General features: G+C 39.3%; 23 protein-coding genes and 1 riboswitch. Of the genes, 5 read left to right on the plus strand and 18 right to left on the minus strand.

Annotated elements, in window-relative coordinates:
* Window positions 1-404: 404 nt before the first annotated feature.
* The 5 genes from cls to AC3WLU_RS14895 form a co-directional block, all read right to left on the minus strand.
* The gene (gene cls / locus AC3WLU_RS14875) at window positions 405-1,862 is read right to left on the minus strand and encodes a cardiolipin synthase (RefSeq protein WP_492597487.1); all 1,458 of its coding nucleotides are present in this window, start codon (window positions 1,860-1,862) and stop codon (window positions 405-407) included.
* 219 nt (window positions 1,863-2,081) lie between these two features.
* Window positions 2,082-2,345, minus strand: coding sequence for a metal-sensitive transcriptional regulator (locus tag AC3WLU_RS14880; RefSeq protein WP_063576040.1), 264 nt, complete (start codon window positions 2,343-2,345; stop codon window positions 2,082-2,084).
* A 167-nt stretch (window positions 2,346-2,512) separates the two neighbouring features.
* The gene (locus AC3WLU_RS14885; protein WP_063576039.1) at window positions 2,513-2,956 is read right to left on the minus strand and encodes an SRPBCC family protein; all 444 of its coding nucleotides are present in this window, start codon (window positions 2,954-2,956) and stop codon (window positions 2,513-2,515) included.
* 456 nt (window positions 2,957-3,412) lie between these two features.
* On the minus strand, window positions 3,413-4,843 hold the full coding sequence (gene aspA / locus AC3WLU_RS14890) for an aspartate ammonia-lyase (protein ID WP_034307227.1): 1,431 nt from the start codon (window positions 4,841-4,843) through the stop codon (window positions 3,413-3,415).
* Window positions 4,844-4,866: 23 nt separating this feature from the next.
* Window positions 4,867-5,856, minus strand: a complete 990-nt coding sequence (locus tag AC3WLU_RS14895; RefSeq protein WP_063577719.1) for an asparaginase — start codon at window positions 5,854-5,856, stop codon at window positions 4,867-4,869.
* Window positions 5,857-6,088: 232 nt separating this feature from the next.
* On the opposite strand from AC3WLU_RS14895, the gene AC3WLU_RS14900 reads away from it, so the two are divergent.
* Window positions 6,089-6,460, plus strand: coding sequence for a helix-turn-helix domain-containing protein (locus tag AC3WLU_RS14900; protein ID WP_269450025.1), 372 nt, complete (start codon window positions 6,089-6,091; stop codon window positions 6,458-6,460).
* Between the two features lie 459 nt (window positions 6,461-6,919).
* Here the strand turns inward: AC3WLU_RS14900 and AC3WLU_RS14905 are convergent, their stop codons facing one another.
* The 7 genes from AC3WLU_RS14905 to AC3WLU_RS14935 form a co-directional block, all read right to left on the minus strand.
* Window positions 6,920-7,087, minus strand: coding sequence for a hypothetical protein (locus AC3WLU_RS14905; protein WP_162878727.1), 168 nt, complete (start codon window positions 7,085-7,087; stop codon window positions 6,920-6,922).
* A 298-nt stretch (window positions 7,088-7,385) separates the two neighbouring features.
* Window positions 7,386-8,348, minus strand: a complete 963-nt coding sequence (gene mmuM / locus AC3WLU_RS14910; RefSeq protein WP_492597488.1) for a homocysteine S-methyltransferase — start codon at window positions 8,346-8,348, stop codon at window positions 7,386-7,388.
* Window positions 8,338-9,732, minus strand: a complete 1,395-nt coding sequence (gene mmuP / locus AC3WLU_RS14915; protein WP_440439208.1) for an S-methylmethionine permease — start codon at window positions 9,730-9,732, stop codon at window positions 8,338-8,340. The genes mmuM and mmuP overlap by 11 nt, the downstream gene beginning before the upstream one ends.
* A gap of 83 nt (window positions 9,733-9,815) precedes the next feature.
* Window positions 9,816-9,918, minus strand: a riboswitch (SAM riboswitch).
* A 235-nt stretch (window positions 9,919-10,153) separates the two neighbouring features.
* Window positions 10,154-10,762: a flavin reductase family protein gene (locus tag AC3WLU_RS14920; protein WP_063576035.1), complete on the minus strand. Its 609-nt coding sequence runs from the start codon at window positions 10,760-10,762 to the stop codon at window positions 10,154-10,156.
* 18 nt (window positions 10,763-10,780) lie between these two features.
* Window positions 10,781-11,389: an alpha/beta hydrolase gene (locus AC3WLU_RS14925; RefSeq protein ID WP_095678950.1), complete on the minus strand. Its 609-nt coding sequence runs from the start codon at window positions 11,387-11,389 to the stop codon at window positions 10,781-10,783.
* Entirely contained in the window at window positions 11,389-12,336 is a 948-nt protein-coding gene (locus AC3WLU_RS14930) for a ring-cleaving dioxygenase (RefSeq protein ID WP_492597489.1), read from the minus strand. Before AC3WLU_RS14930 ends, AC3WLU_RS14925 begins: the two co-directional genes overlap by 1 nt.
* 24 nt (window positions 12,337-12,360) lie before the next feature.
* Window positions 12,361-13,338 (minus strand): ring-cleaving dioxygenase, encoded by a 978-nt coding sequence (locus AC3WLU_RS14935; protein WP_106027418.1) that lies wholly within the window; start codon window positions 13,336-13,338, stop codon window positions 12,361-12,363.
* A 243-nt stretch (window positions 13,339-13,581) separates the two neighbouring features.
* Here AC3WLU_RS14935 and AC3WLU_RS14940 point away from each other — a divergent pair, with 243 nt between their 5' ends.
* Window positions 13,582-14,181: a nitroreductase family protein gene (locus AC3WLU_RS14940; RefSeq protein ID WP_063576031.1), complete on the plus strand. Its 600-nt coding sequence runs from the start codon at window positions 13,582-13,584 to the stop codon at window positions 14,179-14,181.
* 184 nt (window positions 14,182-14,365) lie between these two features.
* Here AC3WLU_RS14940 and AC3WLU_RS14945 read toward each other — a convergent pair whose 3' ends face one another.
* From AC3WLU_RS14945 to AC3WLU_RS14955, 3 genes are read right to left on the minus strand one after another with little or no spacing between them, the layout of a single operon-like run.
* Window positions 14,366-15,418: an alpha/beta fold hydrolase gene (locus tag AC3WLU_RS14945; RefSeq protein WP_413010727.1), complete on the minus strand. Its 1,053-nt coding sequence runs from the start codon at window positions 15,416-15,418 to the stop codon at window positions 14,366-14,368.
* Window positions 15,411-15,914 (minus strand): hypothetical protein, encoded by a 504-nt coding sequence (locus AC3WLU_RS14950; protein ID WP_187049518.1) that lies wholly within the window; start codon window positions 15,912-15,914, stop codon window positions 15,411-15,413. The genes AC3WLU_RS14945 and AC3WLU_RS14950 overlap by 8 nt, the downstream gene beginning before the upstream one ends.
* A gap of 27 nt (window positions 15,915-15,941) precedes the next feature.
* Window positions 15,942-16,703, minus strand: a complete 762-nt coding sequence (locus AC3WLU_RS14955) for an SDR family oxidoreductase (RefSeq protein ID WP_063576029.1) — start codon at window positions 16,701-16,703, stop codon at window positions 15,942-15,944.
* Between the two features lie 374 nt (window positions 16,704-17,077).
* Here AC3WLU_RS14955 and AC3WLU_RS14960 point away from each other — a divergent pair, with 374 nt between their 5' ends.
* Complete coding sequence (locus AC3WLU_RS14960) at window positions 17,078-17,527, plus strand: OsmC family protein (RefSeq protein ID WP_063576028.1); 450 nt, start codon at window positions 17,078-17,080, stop codon at window positions 17,525-17,527.
* Window positions 17,528-17,582: 55 nt separating this feature from the next.
* Here AC3WLU_RS14960 and AC3WLU_RS14965 read toward each other — a convergent pair whose 3' ends face one another.
* Window positions 17,583-17,834 (minus strand): YkuS family protein, encoded by a 252-nt coding sequence (locus AC3WLU_RS14965; RefSeq protein WP_034307261.1) that lies wholly within the window; start codon window positions 17,832-17,834, stop codon window positions 17,583-17,585.
* Window positions 17,835-17,932: 98 nt separating this feature from the next.
* Here AC3WLU_RS14965 and AC3WLU_RS14970 point away from each other — a divergent pair, with 98 nt between their 5' ends.
* A complete protein-coding gene (locus AC3WLU_RS14970; protein ID WP_095392115.1) occupies window positions 17,933-18,067 on the plus strand; it encodes a YuzL family protein in 135 nt (44 codons plus the stop codon).
* A gap of 125 nt (window positions 18,068-18,192) precedes the next feature.
* Here the strand turns inward: AC3WLU_RS14970 and AC3WLU_RS14975 are convergent, their stop codons facing one another.
* Window positions 18,193-18,354, minus strand: coding sequence for a hypothetical protein (locus AC3WLU_RS14975; RefSeq protein WP_170946911.1), 162 nt, complete (start codon window positions 18,352-18,354; stop codon window positions 18,193-18,195).
* A 98-nt stretch (window positions 18,355-18,452) separates the two neighbouring features.
* Here AC3WLU_RS14975 and AC3WLU_RS14980 point away from each other — a divergent pair, with 98 nt between their 5' ends.
* A complete protein-coding gene (locus tag AC3WLU_RS14980; RefSeq protein WP_063576027.1) occupies window positions 18,453-18,644 on the plus strand; it encodes a hypothetical protein in 192 nt (63 codons plus the stop codon).
* A gap of 227 nt (window positions 18,645-18,871) precedes the next feature.
* On the opposite strand, the gene AC3WLU_RS14985 is transcribed toward AC3WLU_RS14980, so the two are convergent.
* On the minus strand, window positions 18,872-19,810 hold the full coding sequence (locus tag AC3WLU_RS14985; protein WP_034307265.1) for a magnesium transporter CorA family protein: 939 nt from the start codon (window positions 19,808-19,810) through the stop codon (window positions 18,872-18,874).
* Between the last annotated feature and the right edge of the window lie 227 nt (window positions 19,811-20,037).

Here is a 20,037-nt window from a genome sequence, read left to right on the forward strand (position 1 = left end):
TACCAAAACGAGTTCGGAATGGTCTCACCACATATCGTGATTTTAGGATAAGACTACTGTTTTATGAAATCAAGCTCCGTACTTGGTTTAAAAATGCAGGAAGCCTCAATCATTGACTTTGAGACAATAGAAGTTTCATCTAAAATAAAGCAAAGTTGATTGGAGTGGTGTGCAAGACTCCTGCGGGAAGAGCGCGTCCAAGGGAGACCACGCAGCGGAAAGCGAGTGCCTGGAGAGGAAGTCAACGATTTTGCAAACTCAATGAATAACAATGGTCTACAACTGAAATGGAATGGATTTCTGAAATCAAGCTCCGTACTATAAAAACTGCAGGCAAACTCGATTTTTCGAATTTGTCTACAGTCTGAACAGACCATGTAGTAATGGTTCGTTTATTTAAAATATTATAATATCGGTGATACCAGCCTTGCAATGGACTCTTTAAATCGAATCCACTTTGATCGCTTTTCAAACTCTTCAATGGTAAGCTGTCTGCATACATCGATATCCTTATAAAAAATCCTGGTCAGTGTTTCGGCCATGCCTTCATCATAAATGAAGGCATTGACTTCAAAGTTCAATTTAAAACTACGGACATCAATGTTTGCTGTCCCCACCGAGGAGACCTCTTCGTCCACCACGATCATCTTCGCATGAATAAAGCCGTTATCATAGATGAATACCTTCGCACCCGCTCTTAATAGCTGCCCAGCATTGAAAGTCGTTGCCCAATAAACAAATAGATGATCAGGTTTATTCGGAATCATGATTTTCACATCTACCCCTGATAAGCTCGCAATCCTGATTGCATCCAATAAACTGGCATCCGGGATGAAGTAAGGTGTTTGAATGAGAATCGATTTCTTTGCTGATGAAATTAATTTAATATAGCCATTTTTAATTTGTTCCCATTCTGAATCCGGCCCACTTGTCACTATTTGCAAATCTATATTCCCTTGAGTCTCTACAATAGGGAAATAATGAGGCTGATAAGTTATATCATGATGCTTTGATGCCTGATTCCAATCCAGGATAAACCGAGTTTGAATGGCCTTGACAGCCGACCCCTCTATACGAAGGTGTGTATCACGCCAATAACCGAATTTTGGATTAAGCCCTAAATATTCATCACCAACATTAAAGCCTCCAACATATCCTACTTTTCCATCTATGATGACGAGCTTTCGATGGTTACGGAAATTCAGTCGTAAATTTATAAATTTTAATTTGGATGGAAAAAATGCCTCCACTCGTCCTCCAGCCTGCCTAAATTCCCTGAAGAAACGTTTAGTCATCCCTCTAGATCCCAATTCGTCATAAAGCAGCCGAACTTTGACGCCTTCATTCGCTTTTTTAGTCAAAGCTTCAATGAATCGTTTACCCAGGCCGTCCCTTTGAATGATGTAATATTGTATATGTATATGGTTTTCGGCCGCTTCGATATCTTTAAAAAGCTGGTCAAACTTATTTTTCCCTTCCGTAAAAATATCGACTTTATTATCTTCAGTAAGTACGGCATCATTTTTTCGGAGGTGCATATAAATCAAATCACGATAATTACTCGAAGAAGCATTTCGAAAAGGAAAATGATTCGTTGAAAGCTCTTCCATCTGTTTATCAATGATTTCTTCGATCCCGATCTTCTTCTTATCCTCCCATTGGAATAAGTGTGCGTGCCTTAAACTTGTTCCAAAAAGCAGGTATAAAATAAAACCGACTACAGGCAAAAAATATAATACCAATAACCAAGCCCAGGTCGTGCTCGCTTCCCTTCTTTCAAAAAATATGACAATCGTTGCAAATAAAATATTTAGAATGATGACGAGGCCGAGCAAAACCGATGTAACATGCGTAAATTCCATAGCATACCCTCACTAAATTTTTATCCCTTTAAGGATACCATGCAAATTCTTTATATCAAAGGATTTGCTTATCAGAAATGAAAACAGAGAATTCACAAAAATGGACCTCTTCTTGTAGAGGCCCATTTAAAAAAATCCATCCACCCCGGACACTCAGATTGGCCAGGCAGTCTAATAATATTTGTCTTAAAAATTCCTATTTAATAAAAAAATAATTGCTTACCGGCTTTTCACTAATAAATTCACAGCTTCTTTCACTAGCTCTTCGGGATTCTTTTCCCCGGATTCATTTGCCTCCCGGACGCATTCAACAAGATTGGAACTTACTATTACCCCAATCGTCCGGTCGATTGCAGATCTGGTCGCAGTTAACTGAGTTACTACATCCCTGCAATCTTTATTATCCTCCATCATTTTCAAAATCCCGCGAAGCTGTCCTTCAATTCGCTTCACTCTATTTTTAACCTGCTTATCGTACTCCATGTGAGGCCTCCTACCCTGCCTATTACTTATGAATCCTATCCAGACATCCATCATAAAACCCTTTCAGACGAAATGAAGGTTTGATAAAAATCTTACAATTTATAATACATACCACTTAGGTATAATTGTCAAGTGCCAATATCCAATAAAACTCCAATATGTAATTCCTATTTTTGTACAAGGAGACTTTGTGCAACTGCCTCAGAAAACTCGATCGTCATTTGGGGAACGTAGGTTTTTAACAGAGCATTGACGATAGGGGCTTTAGCGCCTTTTGCCGTAATCGCCAGGCAGCCAGTCATTTTAGTCTGTCCAATTCCGCAATCTTCTGCTAAAAAATAGCCATGCCCATCAAATTTTTCATTTAATCCCTTAAGCTTAAATGTTACCTTATCTGGTTCAATCCATTCCAATATATTCACTTCAAGTTTAATTTTCTTCTTCATTAATCCCAAATCGCTTTTAAACTCCCAAATAAGTGTCCGCTCATTTAACATCTCATGATTGATATATCCTGGGACTAGAGGTGCCCAACGATCTATGCTACTTACAAAACCCCATACCGTTTTTTTGGAAACAGGTAATATGATACTATGCACACCTTCTGACAAAGCAGTTCCCCCTTAATCATTCTATTTACATCTTTGTAATGTATGGCTGAACAATACTGAATAGAACGGTACGATTAGAATTTTGAACAAAATTCTAATTACGATTTCTTGTGTATTGGCAGTAGTGGTCTTTGCATGTACTTGGAATGCTCGAGGACAGGAAGTGGTAAAGGGCTAATACAGGCATATTATTGAGCTCAAGTTTCCCCATCCCCCTGGATATATTCTAAGGGGGATGGGTTTTCTACTGTCAGTTAAACCGATCCATGATTAGATTGATGCTCGCAATAACTGAATATTAAGTTATCTATGACAAAAAGAAGTTGACGGACGTTTGTTTGACATACCTTATTGAAATGCATATAAAAAATGACCATGCCTTTATACCAACGGTCCTAAAGGCATAGTCATTCTATCAAAAATCATATAGATTCACGTTTTCTACCAAAATACTGGTTATTGCCGATCAAAAAGAGAAGCCCCCGCTATTCCGGGTTTTGTCATCTCATAAGGATTTAGAATCAGATCCAATTCTTCTTCTGTCAACACATCATATTGTAAACAAAGTTCGCGAACTGATTTCCCTTTCAATATCGCTTCACGGGCAATACGTGAAACCACTTCGTACCCAAGGTGCGGATTGACTGCTGTAATCACTCCGACGCTTTGTTCGACATAATCTTTTAAATGCTGCTCATTAGCCTCAATGCCTTCCAAGCAATAATCTGTAAAGACATTGAAAGCATTGTTCATAATGCTGATTGATTGCAACAAATTGAATACAAGCACTGGCTCCATTACGTTCAACTCTAGTTGTCCCGCTTCTGATGCTAAGCAAATCGTATTATCGTTCCCGATTACTTGGAAAGCGACTTGATTAATTAATTCTGGCATGACTGGATTCACTTTACCTGGCATGATGGATGAACCTGGTTGACGGGCTGGAAGTGTGATTTCTCCTAATCCCGCTCTCGGTCCTGAAGCCATCAAACGTAAATCATTTGCAATTTTAGACATATTCATCATACATACTTTCAATGAAGCTGATACCTCAGTGTATGCATCCGTATTTTGGGTTGCATCTACTAAATGTTCTGCTCCTACAAGCGGCAAGTTACTGATTTCAGCTAAATATGTAACAACGTTTTCAATGTAACGCGGATCTGCGTTCAATCCCGTTCCCACTGCTGTTGCTCCCATATTCACTTCATATAAATGTTGTCGTGATTGACTTATTCTTTTTATATCCCGATCCAAAACGCGACTGTAAGCCTCGAATTCTTGACCAAGGCGAATCGGCACTGCGTCCTGAAGATGTGTGCGTCCCATTTTGATAACATGATCAAATTGTTTTGCTTTTTTCTTTAAAACCGTACTCATCTTGGTCATTGTTTGTAACAATTGCTCCAAAAGACGCAATGTTGATAAATGAATGGCAGTTGGGAATACGTCATTGGTTGATTGAGACATGTTAACATGGCTATTTGGGCTAACATGTACATAATCACCTTTATTGTGTCCCATAAGTTCTAACGCACGGTTGGCAACGATTTCATTAATATTCATATTCATCGATGTCCCCGCACCGCCTTGAATTGGGTCAACGATGAAATATTCATGCCACTTTCCATCGATCACTTCTTCAGAAGCTTTGACGATAGCGCTTCCAATACCATCATATAACCGTTTGGTATCCATATTCGCTAAAGCGGCCGCTTTTTTAATCATGGCCAGTGCACGAATCATTTCTTCATTGACTTTGTAACCGGTAATCGGAAAATTTTCCACTGCGCGTAAAGTTTGTATACCATAATAAACATCTGCTGGAATTTCCTTTTCCCCAAGAAAGTCTTTCTCGATTCGGTATGTTTTCTCTTCTATCAACATTTCCTCTTGCCCCTTTGTTTGTTCTAGAATGTAATGTCCTCTGCAATCGGTGTTTCCATCATTTCCTTCACTTTTTTAGGATCCTGCGTCTTCGCTAATATCCACATCAACTTAGGAACGATGGCTTCTGTATTCATATTCCTGGAACGAATGATGACATTCTTGTTCACTTTTCGTCCCACTTCGTAAATATCCATATCTTCCCCTTCTTCTAAGCATTGGGTAGTAATGACAACGGATATTCCACATTGTACTAACTCATTCAATTTCTCTAAAATGTTTCTTCCTTGAAATGGAATACCACCGCTTCCATAACTTTCAATTACGATTCCCCGACATTGATTTTTCAGGAAATCAAAGAATTCAGGCTTAATACCGGGATGCAGCTTGACTAAAGCAACATCAGTACATAGGGAAGCATCCAACTTAGCTTCCTTATTCTTTCGTGAATGAACTGGCTTTAGATACTCAATTTTATCTTTGAATATGGTCGCAATATAAGGATAGTTAATACTTTCAAACGAATCATAGCTTTTCGTTCTCAATTTAATGGCCCTCGTACCCTGAATGACTCTGCCATCAAAAACAACATATACTCCTCCAATATCTTCACACGCAAACCGGATCGCATCAGAGATATTCCTTTTGGCATCTGTCTTTTTAAAGGCAATCGGGACCTGAGAACCAGTAATGACGATTGGTTTCCCTAAATCTTGTAACATATATGAGAGCGCAGCAGAAGTGTAAGCCATTGTATCTGTTCCATGGGTAATCACAAAGCCATCGTAATCATGGTAGTGCTTATGGATGGATTGTGCCATTTCTGTCCAATCTTCCGGCTGCATATTTGTACTATCAATATTCATCAAAGGCTTACTATCAATCTGACATAGTAAATCCAATCCCGGTAGGTGGCCTAAAATTTCGTCAGCTTTCATTTCTGGAACAAGTCCATTTTTTCCTTCTAACGATGCAATTGTACCACCTGTAGTAAGCAACATCAACTTCTTCATTTTTGATTTTAACTTTTCCAATATACTACCCCCTAATAAGCCTCCCTGTTTCACTATCATTCTAATATCTCAGAAAAGGATGTTTCCGCTGTAAATGTTCATGTAACGCGTACAACACATGTAATTATAGTCATGTTTCATAGTGAAATCAAGCGAAAGTTATTCATTACGCGTACACTTTTTTCAATATGATGTTATAATGGATTTATATAAAAGGAGAGTAATAATAATGATTTTAAATAGATTGACTGCATTAAGGAAGTCCAAAAGATGGTCTTTGCAATATACCGCTGACAGGCTCGGAATCGCCAAAAGTACCTATGCCGGTTACGAATCGGGCCACCGCCGCCCTTCATTAGAAACGATTAATTTATTGGCAGGCTTATATGATACCTCAACTGATTACATTCTGGGTCGAGTAGATTATCAATCTAAGGATATGGATAATGAGTCGCCTCAAGTCATGGAATTAACGAATTTACCAGATATGAAGCTAGCTGTAGATGGAATTTCCCTTTCTGAAGAGGAAACGATTCAATTTATCGCTTTTATTAGAGCTAAACGGGAAGTGGAAACAAATCGCGATAAACAAAATGAAACATAGGCAGACATTGAGTTTAAACTGGTATTTGGTAAAAGAACCGTACTTCTACAGCAGGTTCTTATACTGCCTGACATGTTCATTATAACTGTAATATACCGCGGCTTTCATCAATTAGGATAGGTCGGTTCGCCCATTTTGACGGTTGCACGTAATTATTTCCGTGTTTAGAAATTTAAATTTCATTAACTAATATATAGAAGATAGTCGGTTTTTTTAAAAAATCATCCATCTTCATTTTCTGTTGTCCTCTGTAGACTTATTCATTTTCCCTCTTTATCTATTTGCAATGAAAGAAAAAACATGGCAAAGATCATGGTTTCCCCCGGTGAATTAATCAAAAAAGAAGCAACATGAAGTGAGCGTTATGTCTTAATTCATGTGCTTCTATTATTGGAATCCTTAAAGAAATGGAAAATTCCTCAATATAATGACTCAACAGATATGCTGCATTTCCATATTTTAAGGCATTTCATCTTCTTTTTCCCTATTCTTGAAAGCTTCATGAGTGACAATATCCTCAATCTGTTCATACTGGCGGCTGTGTTCCTTCTCTTCGCTAATTCTATTATTGGGTAAATTTCCCGGATGTCCTTTTTCTTTATGATTAAAATTTTTACCACGACTCATAACTCATTCTCTCCTTTCCATTCATTGTTTGTCTAGTTTTCCCAAGCACGAAAAAAATATGATTTAATTTCTCTTTTTACAGTTTTTGCAAAAGGGTTGGTTTACCTGTAATTTTCAGCTGATCTTGCGCGACTTATTTCTGAAGTGTCAAGAAATTAATTATTCAATCCTTTCAAATTACTCGAATCTGTATAAAGAGCTCAAAAAGAACAGGAACCGCCAGATTCCTGTTCTTTTTGTTTATAGGTTTCCCGACTACTTACATATTTAATAACAATATTTTTGATAACAAAAAAGGCTAGGAGAACGTTACCACGGAAGGTCGCCACTTTCTTGAAATGCCCGCAATATGATGAGGAGCGGTTCTGCAACATCCTCCAATTATATTTGCCCCCGCATGGTGCCAATCTTCAGATTTCACATCGAGCCTATTACATGATTCTGGACCATGCCATGTTTTAGTTTCTGGATTATATGATTCACCGGAATTCGGATAAACGATAATTGGTTTATTCGTGTTTGCACGCAACACCTGTATGGCTTCCGTGATAACTGATACAGGCGCACAGTTGATGCCAATTGCGGCAATTTGCTCACTGTCCCCAAACAATCTGGCACACTCCTCCAGCAATGTGCCGTCACTAATCGCTTTTTCATTTTTCAAAGAAAAGGACAGCCAAGCATAGACTTCTGGATAATCTTTCAATAATGAATGTAATACTTTTGCTTCTTGCAGGGAAGGAATCGTTTCAAATGCTAAAATGTCAGCTCCTGCTTCAATCAAAGCTGATATTCGTGAGCGATGAAATGCCGCCAAAGTTTCATCTGAAACACCATAATTCCCGACATACTCTGATCCATCTGCAAGATAAGCCCCATAAGGTCCAACTGATGCAGCAACCAATGGCTTAGGTCTAATCGTTTGATATTCTTCCTTCCAAAAGTCATCTCTTGCTTTTCTTGCTAGTAAAACCGTTTTCCTGATTAGATCCAATGCCTCTTTTTCTTGTATTCCGCGGAGGGCGAAACCTTCAACTGTTGCTTGATAGCTTGCCGTTATCGCACAGTCAGCACCAGCTCGAAAGTAGTCAGAGTGCACCTGGTAAATCACTTCTGGATTTTCAAGTAATACACGTGCAGACCACAGGGGATCGTCCAAATCACACCCATGACTTTCAAGCTCTGTAGCTAAAGCTCCGTCCAAAATCATAACTGAATGACCTTGTAAAATTTCTTCAATTGGGTTAATTTTATTTTTCATGGTCTACTCCTCTTTTCTTTATGGTTTGTGTCAGATAATAACTTCCATAGCAAAACAAAATAAACGGAATGCCACAATATAGTGCTATTCTTTGTGTAGGATCAAATGCAATTCCTATGCAAGAAGCAAGACATAGCATAAATGAAACGATTGGTACGAATGGATATAATGGTGTATGATAAGCCAAATCATTAACTGAGTTTCCTTCGTTTATATATCGTCTGCGAAATAGAAACTGTGACGCGCTAATACTCATCCAAACTATAACCACGGCTAGTCCAGAAATGGATACAAGCACTATATATACAGTATCCGGCGCAATAATACTCGAGAAAAGTGCTAAAACACCGCCCAGCATACTGAAAAGGACTGCATTCAAGGGAACACCCCGTTTTGTCAATTTTGCAAATATTGGTGAAATAGTTTTCTTATCTGCAAGTGACCAAAGCATCCTGGATGAGGCATATAGTCCTGAGTTCGCAGCAGACAAAATAGCAGTTAATATAACAAAGTTCATAATATCCGCTGCATACGGCACTCCAATTCGTTCTAGAACGGCAACAAAGGGGCTCTCTAATACGCTTGCATCCGAAACAGGCAATAATGCGGATAAAACAACGATGGTACCTACAAAAAAGATAATCAATCTCCATAATGTCATACGGATTGCCTTTGGAATCGTTTTTTCCGGATTCACAGTTTCTCCAGCTGCAACTCCGATCAATTCAGTTCCAGAAAATGCAAAATTCACCGCGAGCATCGTCATTAGAATGGCAAAAGCACCGTTTGGAAATAAACCTGCACTTGTAACATTGGAAAATAACGGAGCTGATTGTGTGTTAATCATTGGAATGAAACCTATCATTGCCGCAGCTCCCAGAATAATGAATATTACAATAGCAAATACCTTTATAGACGCAAACCAGAATTCGGATTCAGCGAAAAACTTAACGGTCCACGCATTTAATGCCAAAACCAAAATGGCAAATAGAGCACTCCATATCCAGACACTGATTGATGGGAACCATCGCTGCATCAACAATCCTGCAGCCGTGAATTCCGAACCTAGTGCAACAGTCCAGGTTAGCCAATACAACCAGGCTACTGTATATCCTGTCCCTGGTCCGATGTATTTGGCAGCGTAACTATGAAACGCACCTGTCTCGGGCATATGCACTGATAGTTCACCTAGACATAGCATGACTAGATAAACCACCAATGCACCAATCAGATACGAAAGGATGGTTCCGAACGGACCAGCCTGTTGAATCGTATAACCCGAACTTAAGAATAAACCAGTTCCAATCACCCCGCCAAGCGATAGCATTATTATATGCCGTGCTTGCATTTGCCTTTGAAAATCATGCTTCCTTTTGTTATCCATTCTTACTCTCCTTAATCTTGCATCCAGAAAAAACGAAAACGCACTCTAAAAAAGAGTGCGTTACTGACAAATAAACACGTACGGTCTTATCTATCAAGGTTTCACCCCCTGGAATTAGCACAGTGTCTTTGTAGACCTGTTGCTGAGGTTTCATAGGGCCAGTCCCTCCACCTCTCTGGATAAGAAATTATTTTTTTATAACTTTATCAATCTATGAAAAATTTGTCAAGTTTTGTTTCGGAATGTAAAGACTTCCTTTTAAATGCTAACGATCATGGCGTCTGCGGCATTAATATTAAAAGGTTGCTTATTTTTGGAACAGGCGCTAAGCGTATTATAATGGCAAATAAAACTAACCGGGGTCATTTTGGTCTTAAAAATGGCAACATCTTAAAAGATGTCGCCATTTTTTTCTTTTTCCTTAAGGACGTTCTATTTCAAATAATTCCCCTAGTTTTGTATAAGTATGACCTGCTAATCTTGCTACAGGTTTTAGCCCATTCGGGTCAATACGGCCATTATGGTAAATATCTTGCTCTATATGATAGCAGACTATTTTCCCTATCAGTAAATCACAACCAGGTTCATTCTTGGAACCTGCCAATGGAATCGATTGCTCTAATGTACATTCAAAACGCACCTTCGCTTCTTCCAATCCTGGTACGGATACCCTATCACTAACAGCCAGCGTGAAATTAGTAAGACCCAATTCACTTTCTTCAGATGGGAGTTCCTTGGCCGTTCGATTTGCATCAGCAACATTATTTTCGTCTGTGATATGAACAACGAACTCACCTGTTTGAATTGCATTTCGGGCTGTATCCTTTGAAACTCCTTCTTTCCGTTGAACAGAAATGGAAATCATCGGAGGATTTGAACTGACTATGTTAAAAAAGCTGAACGGCGCTATATTGATTGTACCGGTTTCGGATTGTGTCGTAACCAGCGCTATAGGTCTCGGTATAATGCTTCCAGTCAAAAACTTATAATTATCCCGTTCAGTCAGACTTTCAGGGTTAACAGAAATCATCTTCATTCCCTCTCATTCTTATAAAAAGTTCTTTTGAAACCATGAACCTGCTGCATCAACCTCTGAACGTGTTAACTGATGACCATAATTTTCCCATTGAACTTCAACTGTTGCGCCAGCTTGCTGTAAAAGTTGATTAAGTTCTTCAGTTTCTTCTGCCGGGCAAATCGGATCGTTTTTACCTGCAGCAATAAATACAGGTATATCTGAAAGGGACGGCAAAGCGATCCCTCGTCTTGGAACCATTGGATGATGAAGAATTGCTCCTTGTAAGGCCCCCTCGTAATGGAACAGCAAACTTGCCGCTATATTTGCACCATTGGAATAACCTAATGCCACCACTCTGTCACGGTCGAAGTCATATTTTCCGGACGCTGATTCCAAGAAGTCATAAAGCTCCTTCGTTCGGAAAATCAAATCCTCTTCATCAAAAACCCCTTCAGCTAACCGTCGGAAATAACGGGGCATTCCATTTTCAAGTACATTTCCCCGTACGCTCAGTACGGACGAACCCGGTGAAACCATTTCGGATAATGGCAAGAGATCTGTTTCCGTTCCTCCAGTGCCATGTAACAGCAGTAGTAACGGGGCTTCTGGATTACTTCCTTTTTGAAAAATATGTTTCATCATTTATCCTCCTCTAGTACTCTCGGCACTGCCGGCAGTAACGTTTTTTCCATAACTTCCCGCTTTTCTTCCAACCATGGCGGCAGCATTAATTTACTGCCCATCGTTTCTTTCGTTTCATCATGAGCAAAGCCAGGTGGATCTGTGGCTACTTCAAAGAGTATGCCTCCATCTTCCCTGAAATAAATGGCATTGAAGTATTGTCGGTCTGTAAAGGGTGTCACACCATAGCCATGGTTACCGATATGCTCCCTCCATTCTTTATGATCTTCATTATCGCTCGCACGCCATGCAATGTGATGGACAGTTCCCACTCCGATTTTACCGTTTGGTAAAACCGTTTTTTTAACATCGATCAAATTGCCGATATCCGATGTGGATTTGAAGCGGATGAAATCGCCCTCTTCCCCAACCTTTTGAAGGCCCATCACTTCCTCTAAAAGTTCCATCGTTTTGATCGGTTTTGACGTCAATAATACAGCTCCGCCGAAACCCTTGACCGCCTTATCAGCTGGTACACCGCCGAATGACCACTCGCTATTTTTACCTTCTTTACGCTCAACCAGTTCAAGTTTCAAACTATGTGGGTCTTGGAACTCAAGATATTCCTCACCGAAACGTGAAACCTTTTCAAAGTCTATATTAAATTTACCCAAACGATTTTCCCAAAAGCCCATTGAACCCTCCGGAACGGCATATGTTGTAATCCCCACTTGTCCGGAGCCAATTGTCCCTCGGTATGCCTCAGGCCAAGGAAAGAAAGTGATGATTGTGCCCGGTGAACCGGATTCATCTCCGAAATATAAATGATAGGTGCCTGGATCATCAAAATTAACGGTTTTCTTCACCATACGCATTCCCAATACTCCAGCATAAAAATCCACATTCTCTTGAGGATTGCCTACAATTGCGGTTATATGATGTATCCCTGCATTTTGCTTTTGCATGCCTATTACTTCCTTTCCCGTTGATTAATTAGTTGATTTTGTATTAAGTGGTTTTAAATTCGATTCAATATCCTTTCTTTTCGATTCCAAAAATGGTGGCAGGGCAAGGTTCTCACCTAGATGCTGCTCAGCTTCATCCACTTCAAAACCAGGTCCATCAGTAGCAAGTTCAAATAATATGCCATTCGGCTCCCTAAAATAGAGTGAACGGAAATAAAAGCGGTCCACATATCCCGAGTTCACGAATTTCGATTCACTAATCTTTTCTACCCATTTTCTCAATTCTTCTTCATCATCCACCCGAAAGGCAACATGATGTACTCCACCCCTCCCCAGCCTTTCCCGAGGTATGTCATTCCTTTCTTCAATATGGAGTTCTGCTCCAGTTCCTCCTTCACCTGTCTCGTAAACGACTATCGGATTTTGCCCCCTGATTGCGGTTGGGTATGTGCCTGATTTCCTGAACCCCAATACCTCGATAAGAACACTTTCTGTTTGTTCAATATTGGGTACTGTGAGTTTTACTGGTCCTAATCCAAGTATGGAAAACTCTTGCGGCACTGGGCTTCCATCCCACGGAAATCCTCCATCAACGCCGTTATTATCCTGATCGGAAACCAGAAGAAGCCTCTGCCCTTCAGGATCTTTAAAAGAAAGCACCTTTCTTTCAAAACGGCTCGATATTTCATCGTGCTCAACATTGAATTCCACAAACCGTTTTTTCCAATATCCTAGCGCTTCATCATCCCTCACCCTTAAAGAAATTTCTGAAATGCTATTGTTTCCCTCATGAGTGCGGGCAGCATTTGGAATTTCAAAAAACGTCAATTCCGTACCCGGTGAACCAATCTGATCTCCATAAAATAAGTGATACACACGAACATCATCTTGATTCACCGTTTTTTTGATTAATCGCATTCCTAAGACTTTTGTGTAGAATTCAAAGTTATTTCCCGCTTTTGCTGTAATTGCCGAAACATGATGTAATCCTTTTAATTCCATCCGTACCACTCCTATCTTTATAAATCTCCCCTTACGGAGATGAATTAATCCGCAAATAATATCTCGAATTCAAGGTATTTAACCTGTTGTAATACTTTTAATACAAATATCTTGATTTAAAGATAAACGACAGGGATAAAATTGTCAACTATTTTCATTCAAATAATTTCAACCGGATTCACTTATCATAAAATAAAAAATACAGGCCAAAATAAATCGGTATAAGAATGGAGGTTGTGATATATGGTTAAAGATTTTTTTAGCGCAATTGAAGATAGACGCTCTTATTATTCCCTTAGCAAGGAACATGTTGTTCCTGATAAAAGGATTAAAGAAGTTATCGATCATGCCGTTCAATACTCCCCTTCCGCTTTCAACTCCCAAAGTGCCAGAGTGATTGTACTAACTGGTCAAAGCCACGACCAATTATGGGATATCACGAAAGAAACATTAAAAAAAGCAGCCGATGGCAAAGATTTTACAAAAACGGAAGAAAAAATGAGATCATTTATAAATGGTTATGGAACGGTTTTATTCTTTGAAGACCAGGCCAAAATAAATAGGCTACAAGAACAATACAAAACGTATGCCGAAAATTTTCCGATTTGGTCGAACCAATCTTCTGCCATTTTACAATTTGTCGTATGGACTTCATTGGAAATTGAGGGGTTTGGTGCAAGCCTTCAGCATTATAATCCTTTAATCGATGACGAAGTGAGAAAGACATGGGATATATCACGAGATTGGAAACTCATCGCACAGTTGCCTTTTGGAAAACCCACTGCAGAACCTGGCGATAAAGACTTCTCACCACTTGAAGAACGTGTGAAATATTATCAATGATACAATAGAGACTGGCTCTACTTAACGAGCCAGCCCTTTTATTTTATTTCGCTTTAGTAATCCGGAAATGTTGCAAAAAATTCTGAAAATATCAATGACGCAAAGCCTATATACTCAACAACCGGCATGATTTTAATATCCTCACTGACGTTTCACACGTACATTTCACATCCCCCTATTAATCTTATTGAATTGGTGAAGAACGCCCTGGCAGCCATTCCTTCAAATAATATGGGAGTACACCGGAATATTGTCTAGCAGCATGTCCACTTTTCAGTAGGCTATATGTCTTATCCTTACATGTTAAATGCTCCATTACCGGATAAATCATTTCCTGTGGGACCAGTCGATCATACTTACTTGCTATGACCAAAACACTAGCATCAATTTTCGATAGCTTCGCTTTTTTTCCCCTTACCTTAAAACCACCATTAACCAAGCTATTTTTTATCAATAAATCCTTGGTTATTTGTTTTGCGGCTGCTCCGGATAACGGTACATGCCCATTAGCCCAAGCATTGAAGCGGCGCCAGTTTTGAACGTATTTTTCATCATCCGCTTGATTCAATAAAGATAAATAAGGTGATATATAGACGGGCGATGTAATTAACCTGATACCATATTTAACTGCACTGGCCGGTATCGTTTGATAAATATCTATTGTCTCGTCAAAATCCGCTGTTCCTTCTTTTAACGCTCCCTGCCATTGATCAAAAAATTCCGAGGCACTGAAATCCACCGGGGTCACGGAAAGTATCAAATTCTTGATGGGCTCGTCTGCAATGGCAGCATATATTGCGGCTATTGTACCTCCGAGGCAAAACCCCATGACTGTAATTTCTGATGCTCCAGAGTGACGTAATGCACGCTGCACTCCTTTTTGAATATAATCGACGATATAATCTTCGATCGATATGTCACCATCTTCAAAGCCCGGGCTTCCAAAATCAAACAAATACACATCAAAACCTTCATTTACAAAAGATTCTATTAAACTATTCCCCGGAGATAAATCAAGAATCAAAGGAGTATTGATTAGTGAATATATAAGAAAAACCGGTACATCATATTTTTTTTGTGCTGAGGGATAAAACCAAAGCGTTGATTTGTTTTTTTTCCACACCGCTATTTTCGGAGTCAGTCCCATTTCAGGCATTGGCTGATTGGGAATATCCAATAAATGTTGCCATTTAGTTTTGGATTCAGATTGATTTTTCGGCACTTTCCGCTTAGCCATTTGAATTCTCCTGACCAACTGAATTGAACTCAGGCAGCTGTGAGCTTAACAATAAGGAGTTATTTATAAAATCAGATAACCTTTTTTTACTCCCTTCCTTTTCATTGGATGCCAATCTTGATTTCTTTTTGATGCTGCGGGATGAATTGGCATTGCCTTTATTGCGAATTGAAGAATTACCCCCGACATTCCCGCCCCTATTCTCAACTAGTATAGAGACCAATTCTTCCAACCCATCAATTTTTTCTTCGAGTTGGATGACTAATTTCGCTAAACTCGCCACATCTTTTTTTGTTGGATAATTCATGATGATGGACATTCTTTCTGAGGCTTCTTGCAGACTATTTATTCTTGGTACCTGCATTTGCGCATTATTGCTCACTCTTTCGATCAATTCGCGATTATTCAGCAGATTTTGAATTTTACTATTCAGCTGTTGCTCTTTTTGTGTGCCCAGTAATTTAAGCCCTTTATAAAAATTGGATTTTTCCGCCATATATTTCTTCCTTCCTTTCTCCTCCGTTTATACTAATGCTGATATTCCACCGTCAATGATCAAAATATGACCCACCATATAGTCAGAAGCCTGTGAGGCTAAAAAAACGGCGGCACCCTTTAAATCATCTTCATCGCCAAACCTGCCAGCCGGAGTTTTACCTAATATGTCATAGTTAGACTTTTCAAGAATTTTTTTTGTGATTTTAGTCGGGAAAAATCCAGGTGCAATTGCATTGACTTGAATGCCGTATCTAGCAAGTTTAACTCCTAAATCCTTGGTCATTGTAATGATGGCACCCTTACTGGTGTTATAAGCTATCGTATCCAAAAGCTCAGGAAACGTCCCGCCAAGACCTGACACCGATGCAATATTTATGATTTTTCCAAAATTTTGCTGCTTCATGACCTTCGCTACAGCCTGTGAAAACAGGAATGTACCTGTAACGTTAACATTCATTACTTTTTCCCACTTGTCCTTGGGAAGATCCAAAAGCGGACCTGACCAAGACGTACCGCTATTATTGACAAGAATATCAATCGTGCCGAATTGAGCAACCGTTTCCTGAACGACATGGTCAATGGCGCTCACATCGGTGATATCACATTCAAAGGCAACGGCATTAACACCCATCGATTGCAAGTCTTCACATACCTCCTTACATACAGGCAGATTTCGTGAAGCAATGACTATGTTTGCGCCAGCCTCTCCCAACGCCATGGCGATCTGTTTGCCCAGTCCTCTGCCGCCGCCGGTAATGATAGCCGTTTTATTAGTCAAATCGAACATATTACTCAATGTAGTCAACTTTTCAGCCCTTCCTTAATGAAGTATTATTTATATAAAACCGTCTATATCATTATAGAAAAGCCTATCCAATATTGTGCTTAAAATAGCCTAATGCCTCTGCCTTTTGTTTCATCAACATGTATCTTATATTTAATAAGCATGCTTCTGTCAGCTAGCAGAAATTGAGCCTGCTGGAAACGTAATTCGGCAGGGCGGTAATTTATTTGATCAATTCATTTCTTAGATCCGCACAGCGGTGGATTCTTTGCCATTTAAAAACTCTGGAAATCGCTGGATTATTTTACTGATTGAGCAAAATCGGATACTTAACCTGTTTTGTCGTTTACACTATAGAATAGTAAGGAGGTTAAAAAATGACAATACATCACTTTCATTTAACTGCGGAGTGGCCTGGCGGCAGAAATGATAGCGGCACGATTCATTCAGGGAATCTTCAAACACAGATAAGCATTCCTACGGAAATGGAAGGACCAGGGATTGGAACTAATCCCGATGAAATGCTGCTTGGAGCGGCATCGACCTGCTATATCATTACCTATGCTGCCATGTTAGAGCGGTCCCATATAGAAAAGGTGAGCTTGACCATGCAATCGGAAGCGTTAGTGGATGTTACGAATGGTGTATTCACCTATAAGAAAATCATTCATCGCCCCGCACTTATATTGGTGCCGGGTACTTCTGAAAAAGTGGTTGAAAAAGCGGGGAGACTTGCTGAAAAAGCCGAGACTTCATGTATGATTTCCCGGGCGATCAAAGGGAATGTAGCAGTGGAGTTGATTGCGGAAATTTCCATAGCACAGTAACCTTGAATAAACGGAAAAAGTGCCTAACCCTATATCGGTTTAGGCACTTTTTGAACTATTGAATGGTATTCACTTTATTTTCAACCTCGCGGCACACTTCATCAGCCGTTAAACCATTTGCCTCAATGATAGACGCTTTTAATGAAGTATCGCTTATACCCATCACATTACTTTCCAAACCTGTTACCACACAACAATCCACGTTTTTTGCGTCAGCTTCTTGTTTAATTTCCACAACATCAAAACCTTTTTCACGAAGTGCTTCCTGAATATTCGTTAATGATTCTTCAACACCGATTCTTGACATCAACACACACCTCCTCTACCTTCTAACCTGTCCTTATCCCCCTCAATATATGTATAGATTGCAAAGGAAATAGGAAAAGTAATATCGAGGTGATAAACATGAATGGAAAAAACAAGAAAGATGCTTCACAAACTCGTTTAGGTTCTTCTCAGGTAGAGGGGCAAGGTACCACTACAAAAGAAACCGGGTCCTTCACTCAACCCTCTTCACTTAAAAAGCAAAAGCGTACCTGATAAAAGTGAATCCTAAATCAACCATGAAATTCAAACCATGATACGAAAAAAACGCTTGGTTTATCCGCCAAGCGTTTTCCGCTGCATGATTCTTTTTTGCTTTACATTTAAATCAGGGACTTCTCTTACATATTTTGCTTTCTGATTTCCTCTTGGATCTTTAGATCATTCAATTGATCTCCATCAATTGTTTTTGAATCCATTTTTCCTTTTCCGGCTCCATCTGGGTTTAAATCACTTGCCCTTAAATTATTATTGCGAGATGCTTGCTCGTTCCATTTGGTCATCTTGATCTCCTCCTCAGTCCTTTATCCTTCCCAAACCTAAGAATATTCATGAATACACCCCATCATTTATTGCAAAGATAAAAATGGAGGTGGTTTTATTGGAACCAAACAAACCCGGCAATAAGAATGTACCGGATTTTAAAGAGTTGAACGATCGTATCATAAGAGAAGCGTCACAGAGTCCCCGTTTAGTGATTAAAACCAATTTGGATGCAAAGAATGTAAATGATGAAAACCCTTATACAGATCGCATTAACAGTGAAGGTTTTTCTGATTTTTTTGAGGAATAAAACAAAAACATGCTTGGCAGCATCAACCTAATGGTTCTCGCACCAGTTGAACTATAATTGGAACGTAAGGTGCGAGACTCCTGCGGGAAAAGCAAGTCCATGAGAGACCCCACAAGCGCAAATGCGCAGAGGGCGGACAGCCCCCGGAAAGCGAGTGCCCTACGTTCCAATCAATGTTCAAATTGCACAAACCCATAATAAAAACCGGCTTAATAAGCCGGTTAATCTTAAAAATATTTTTTCTTCCAAAAAATGAATGCAGTCGTCCCCGCCAAAGTGATGGCAATTAATAATGTAAAAATGAAAGCAAACCGATTATGTTCAAATGGCAGTTCCACATTCATTCCGTAAAAACTTGCCACCATCGTCGGAAGCGTTAATATAATGGTCACTGATGTTAGAAACTTCATGGCATTATTGACATTATTGGAAATGATCGAAGCGAATGCATCCATCATACCGCTAAGAATGGATAGATACACTTCTGCCATTTCGATAGCCTGAGCATTTTCGATGATTACATCCTCAAGCAATTCTTTATCTTCTTCATACATTTTCAGATAATTAAATCGGAGGATCTTATCAAGGACTACACGATTGGATTTCAATGATGTCGTAAAATAAACCAGGCTTTTTTCCAAAGCAAGGAAAGTGTATAATTCTTTATTTTTCATCGACTGATGTAATTCACGTTCGGCTTCATTAGTCATCTTGTTAATCTGTTTCAGGTAACGTAAATAATAGGATGAAATCTCGAATAATATTTGTAAAGCAAATCTCGTCTTCTTATTGGTGAAGAATCCTTTGATCTTATTGTTTTTGAAATTCGCCAATATCGGAGTTTCTTTCAGAGATACCGTAATGAAACAGTCTTTGGTAAAGATCATGCCTATGGGAATCGTTTCAAAAATCGGTAAGTCGGCTTCATCCCTGGTCAAATATGGGAAGTCGACAATTATTAAAACATTATCATCCTCTTTTTCGATTCGCGGTCTTTCCTCATCATCGAGTGGATCTTTCATGAAATTGATTGGTAACTTCAAAGTCGAGCATATATAATCTATTTCAGCTTCTGTGGGCGCGACAATGTTCACCCAGGAACCTTTTGTCATTTCCTCGATATTGTTCAGGTGACGGTTATCATCCGTCTTGTAGATTTCAATCATTTTTGACCTCCTCTTCTATAGAGAAAGCCTTATTTACCTTCTTCGAGCAGATACTCAGGGAGAATAACAGTCTCGACTTCTAGCATCATATTGGCTTCCTCTTGCTTTCTGGGTTCAGGATCATAAGAACTGCTGCTCACTCGTATCCACTTCCTTTCGATTCTTTTATCTTAATCCTTATTCATTTAAAGTACAATAAAGAATTTAATACCTTAAATCCTTGTTCA

The sequence above is a fragment of the Peribacillus sp. FW305-BF15 genome (assembly GCF_058783805.1).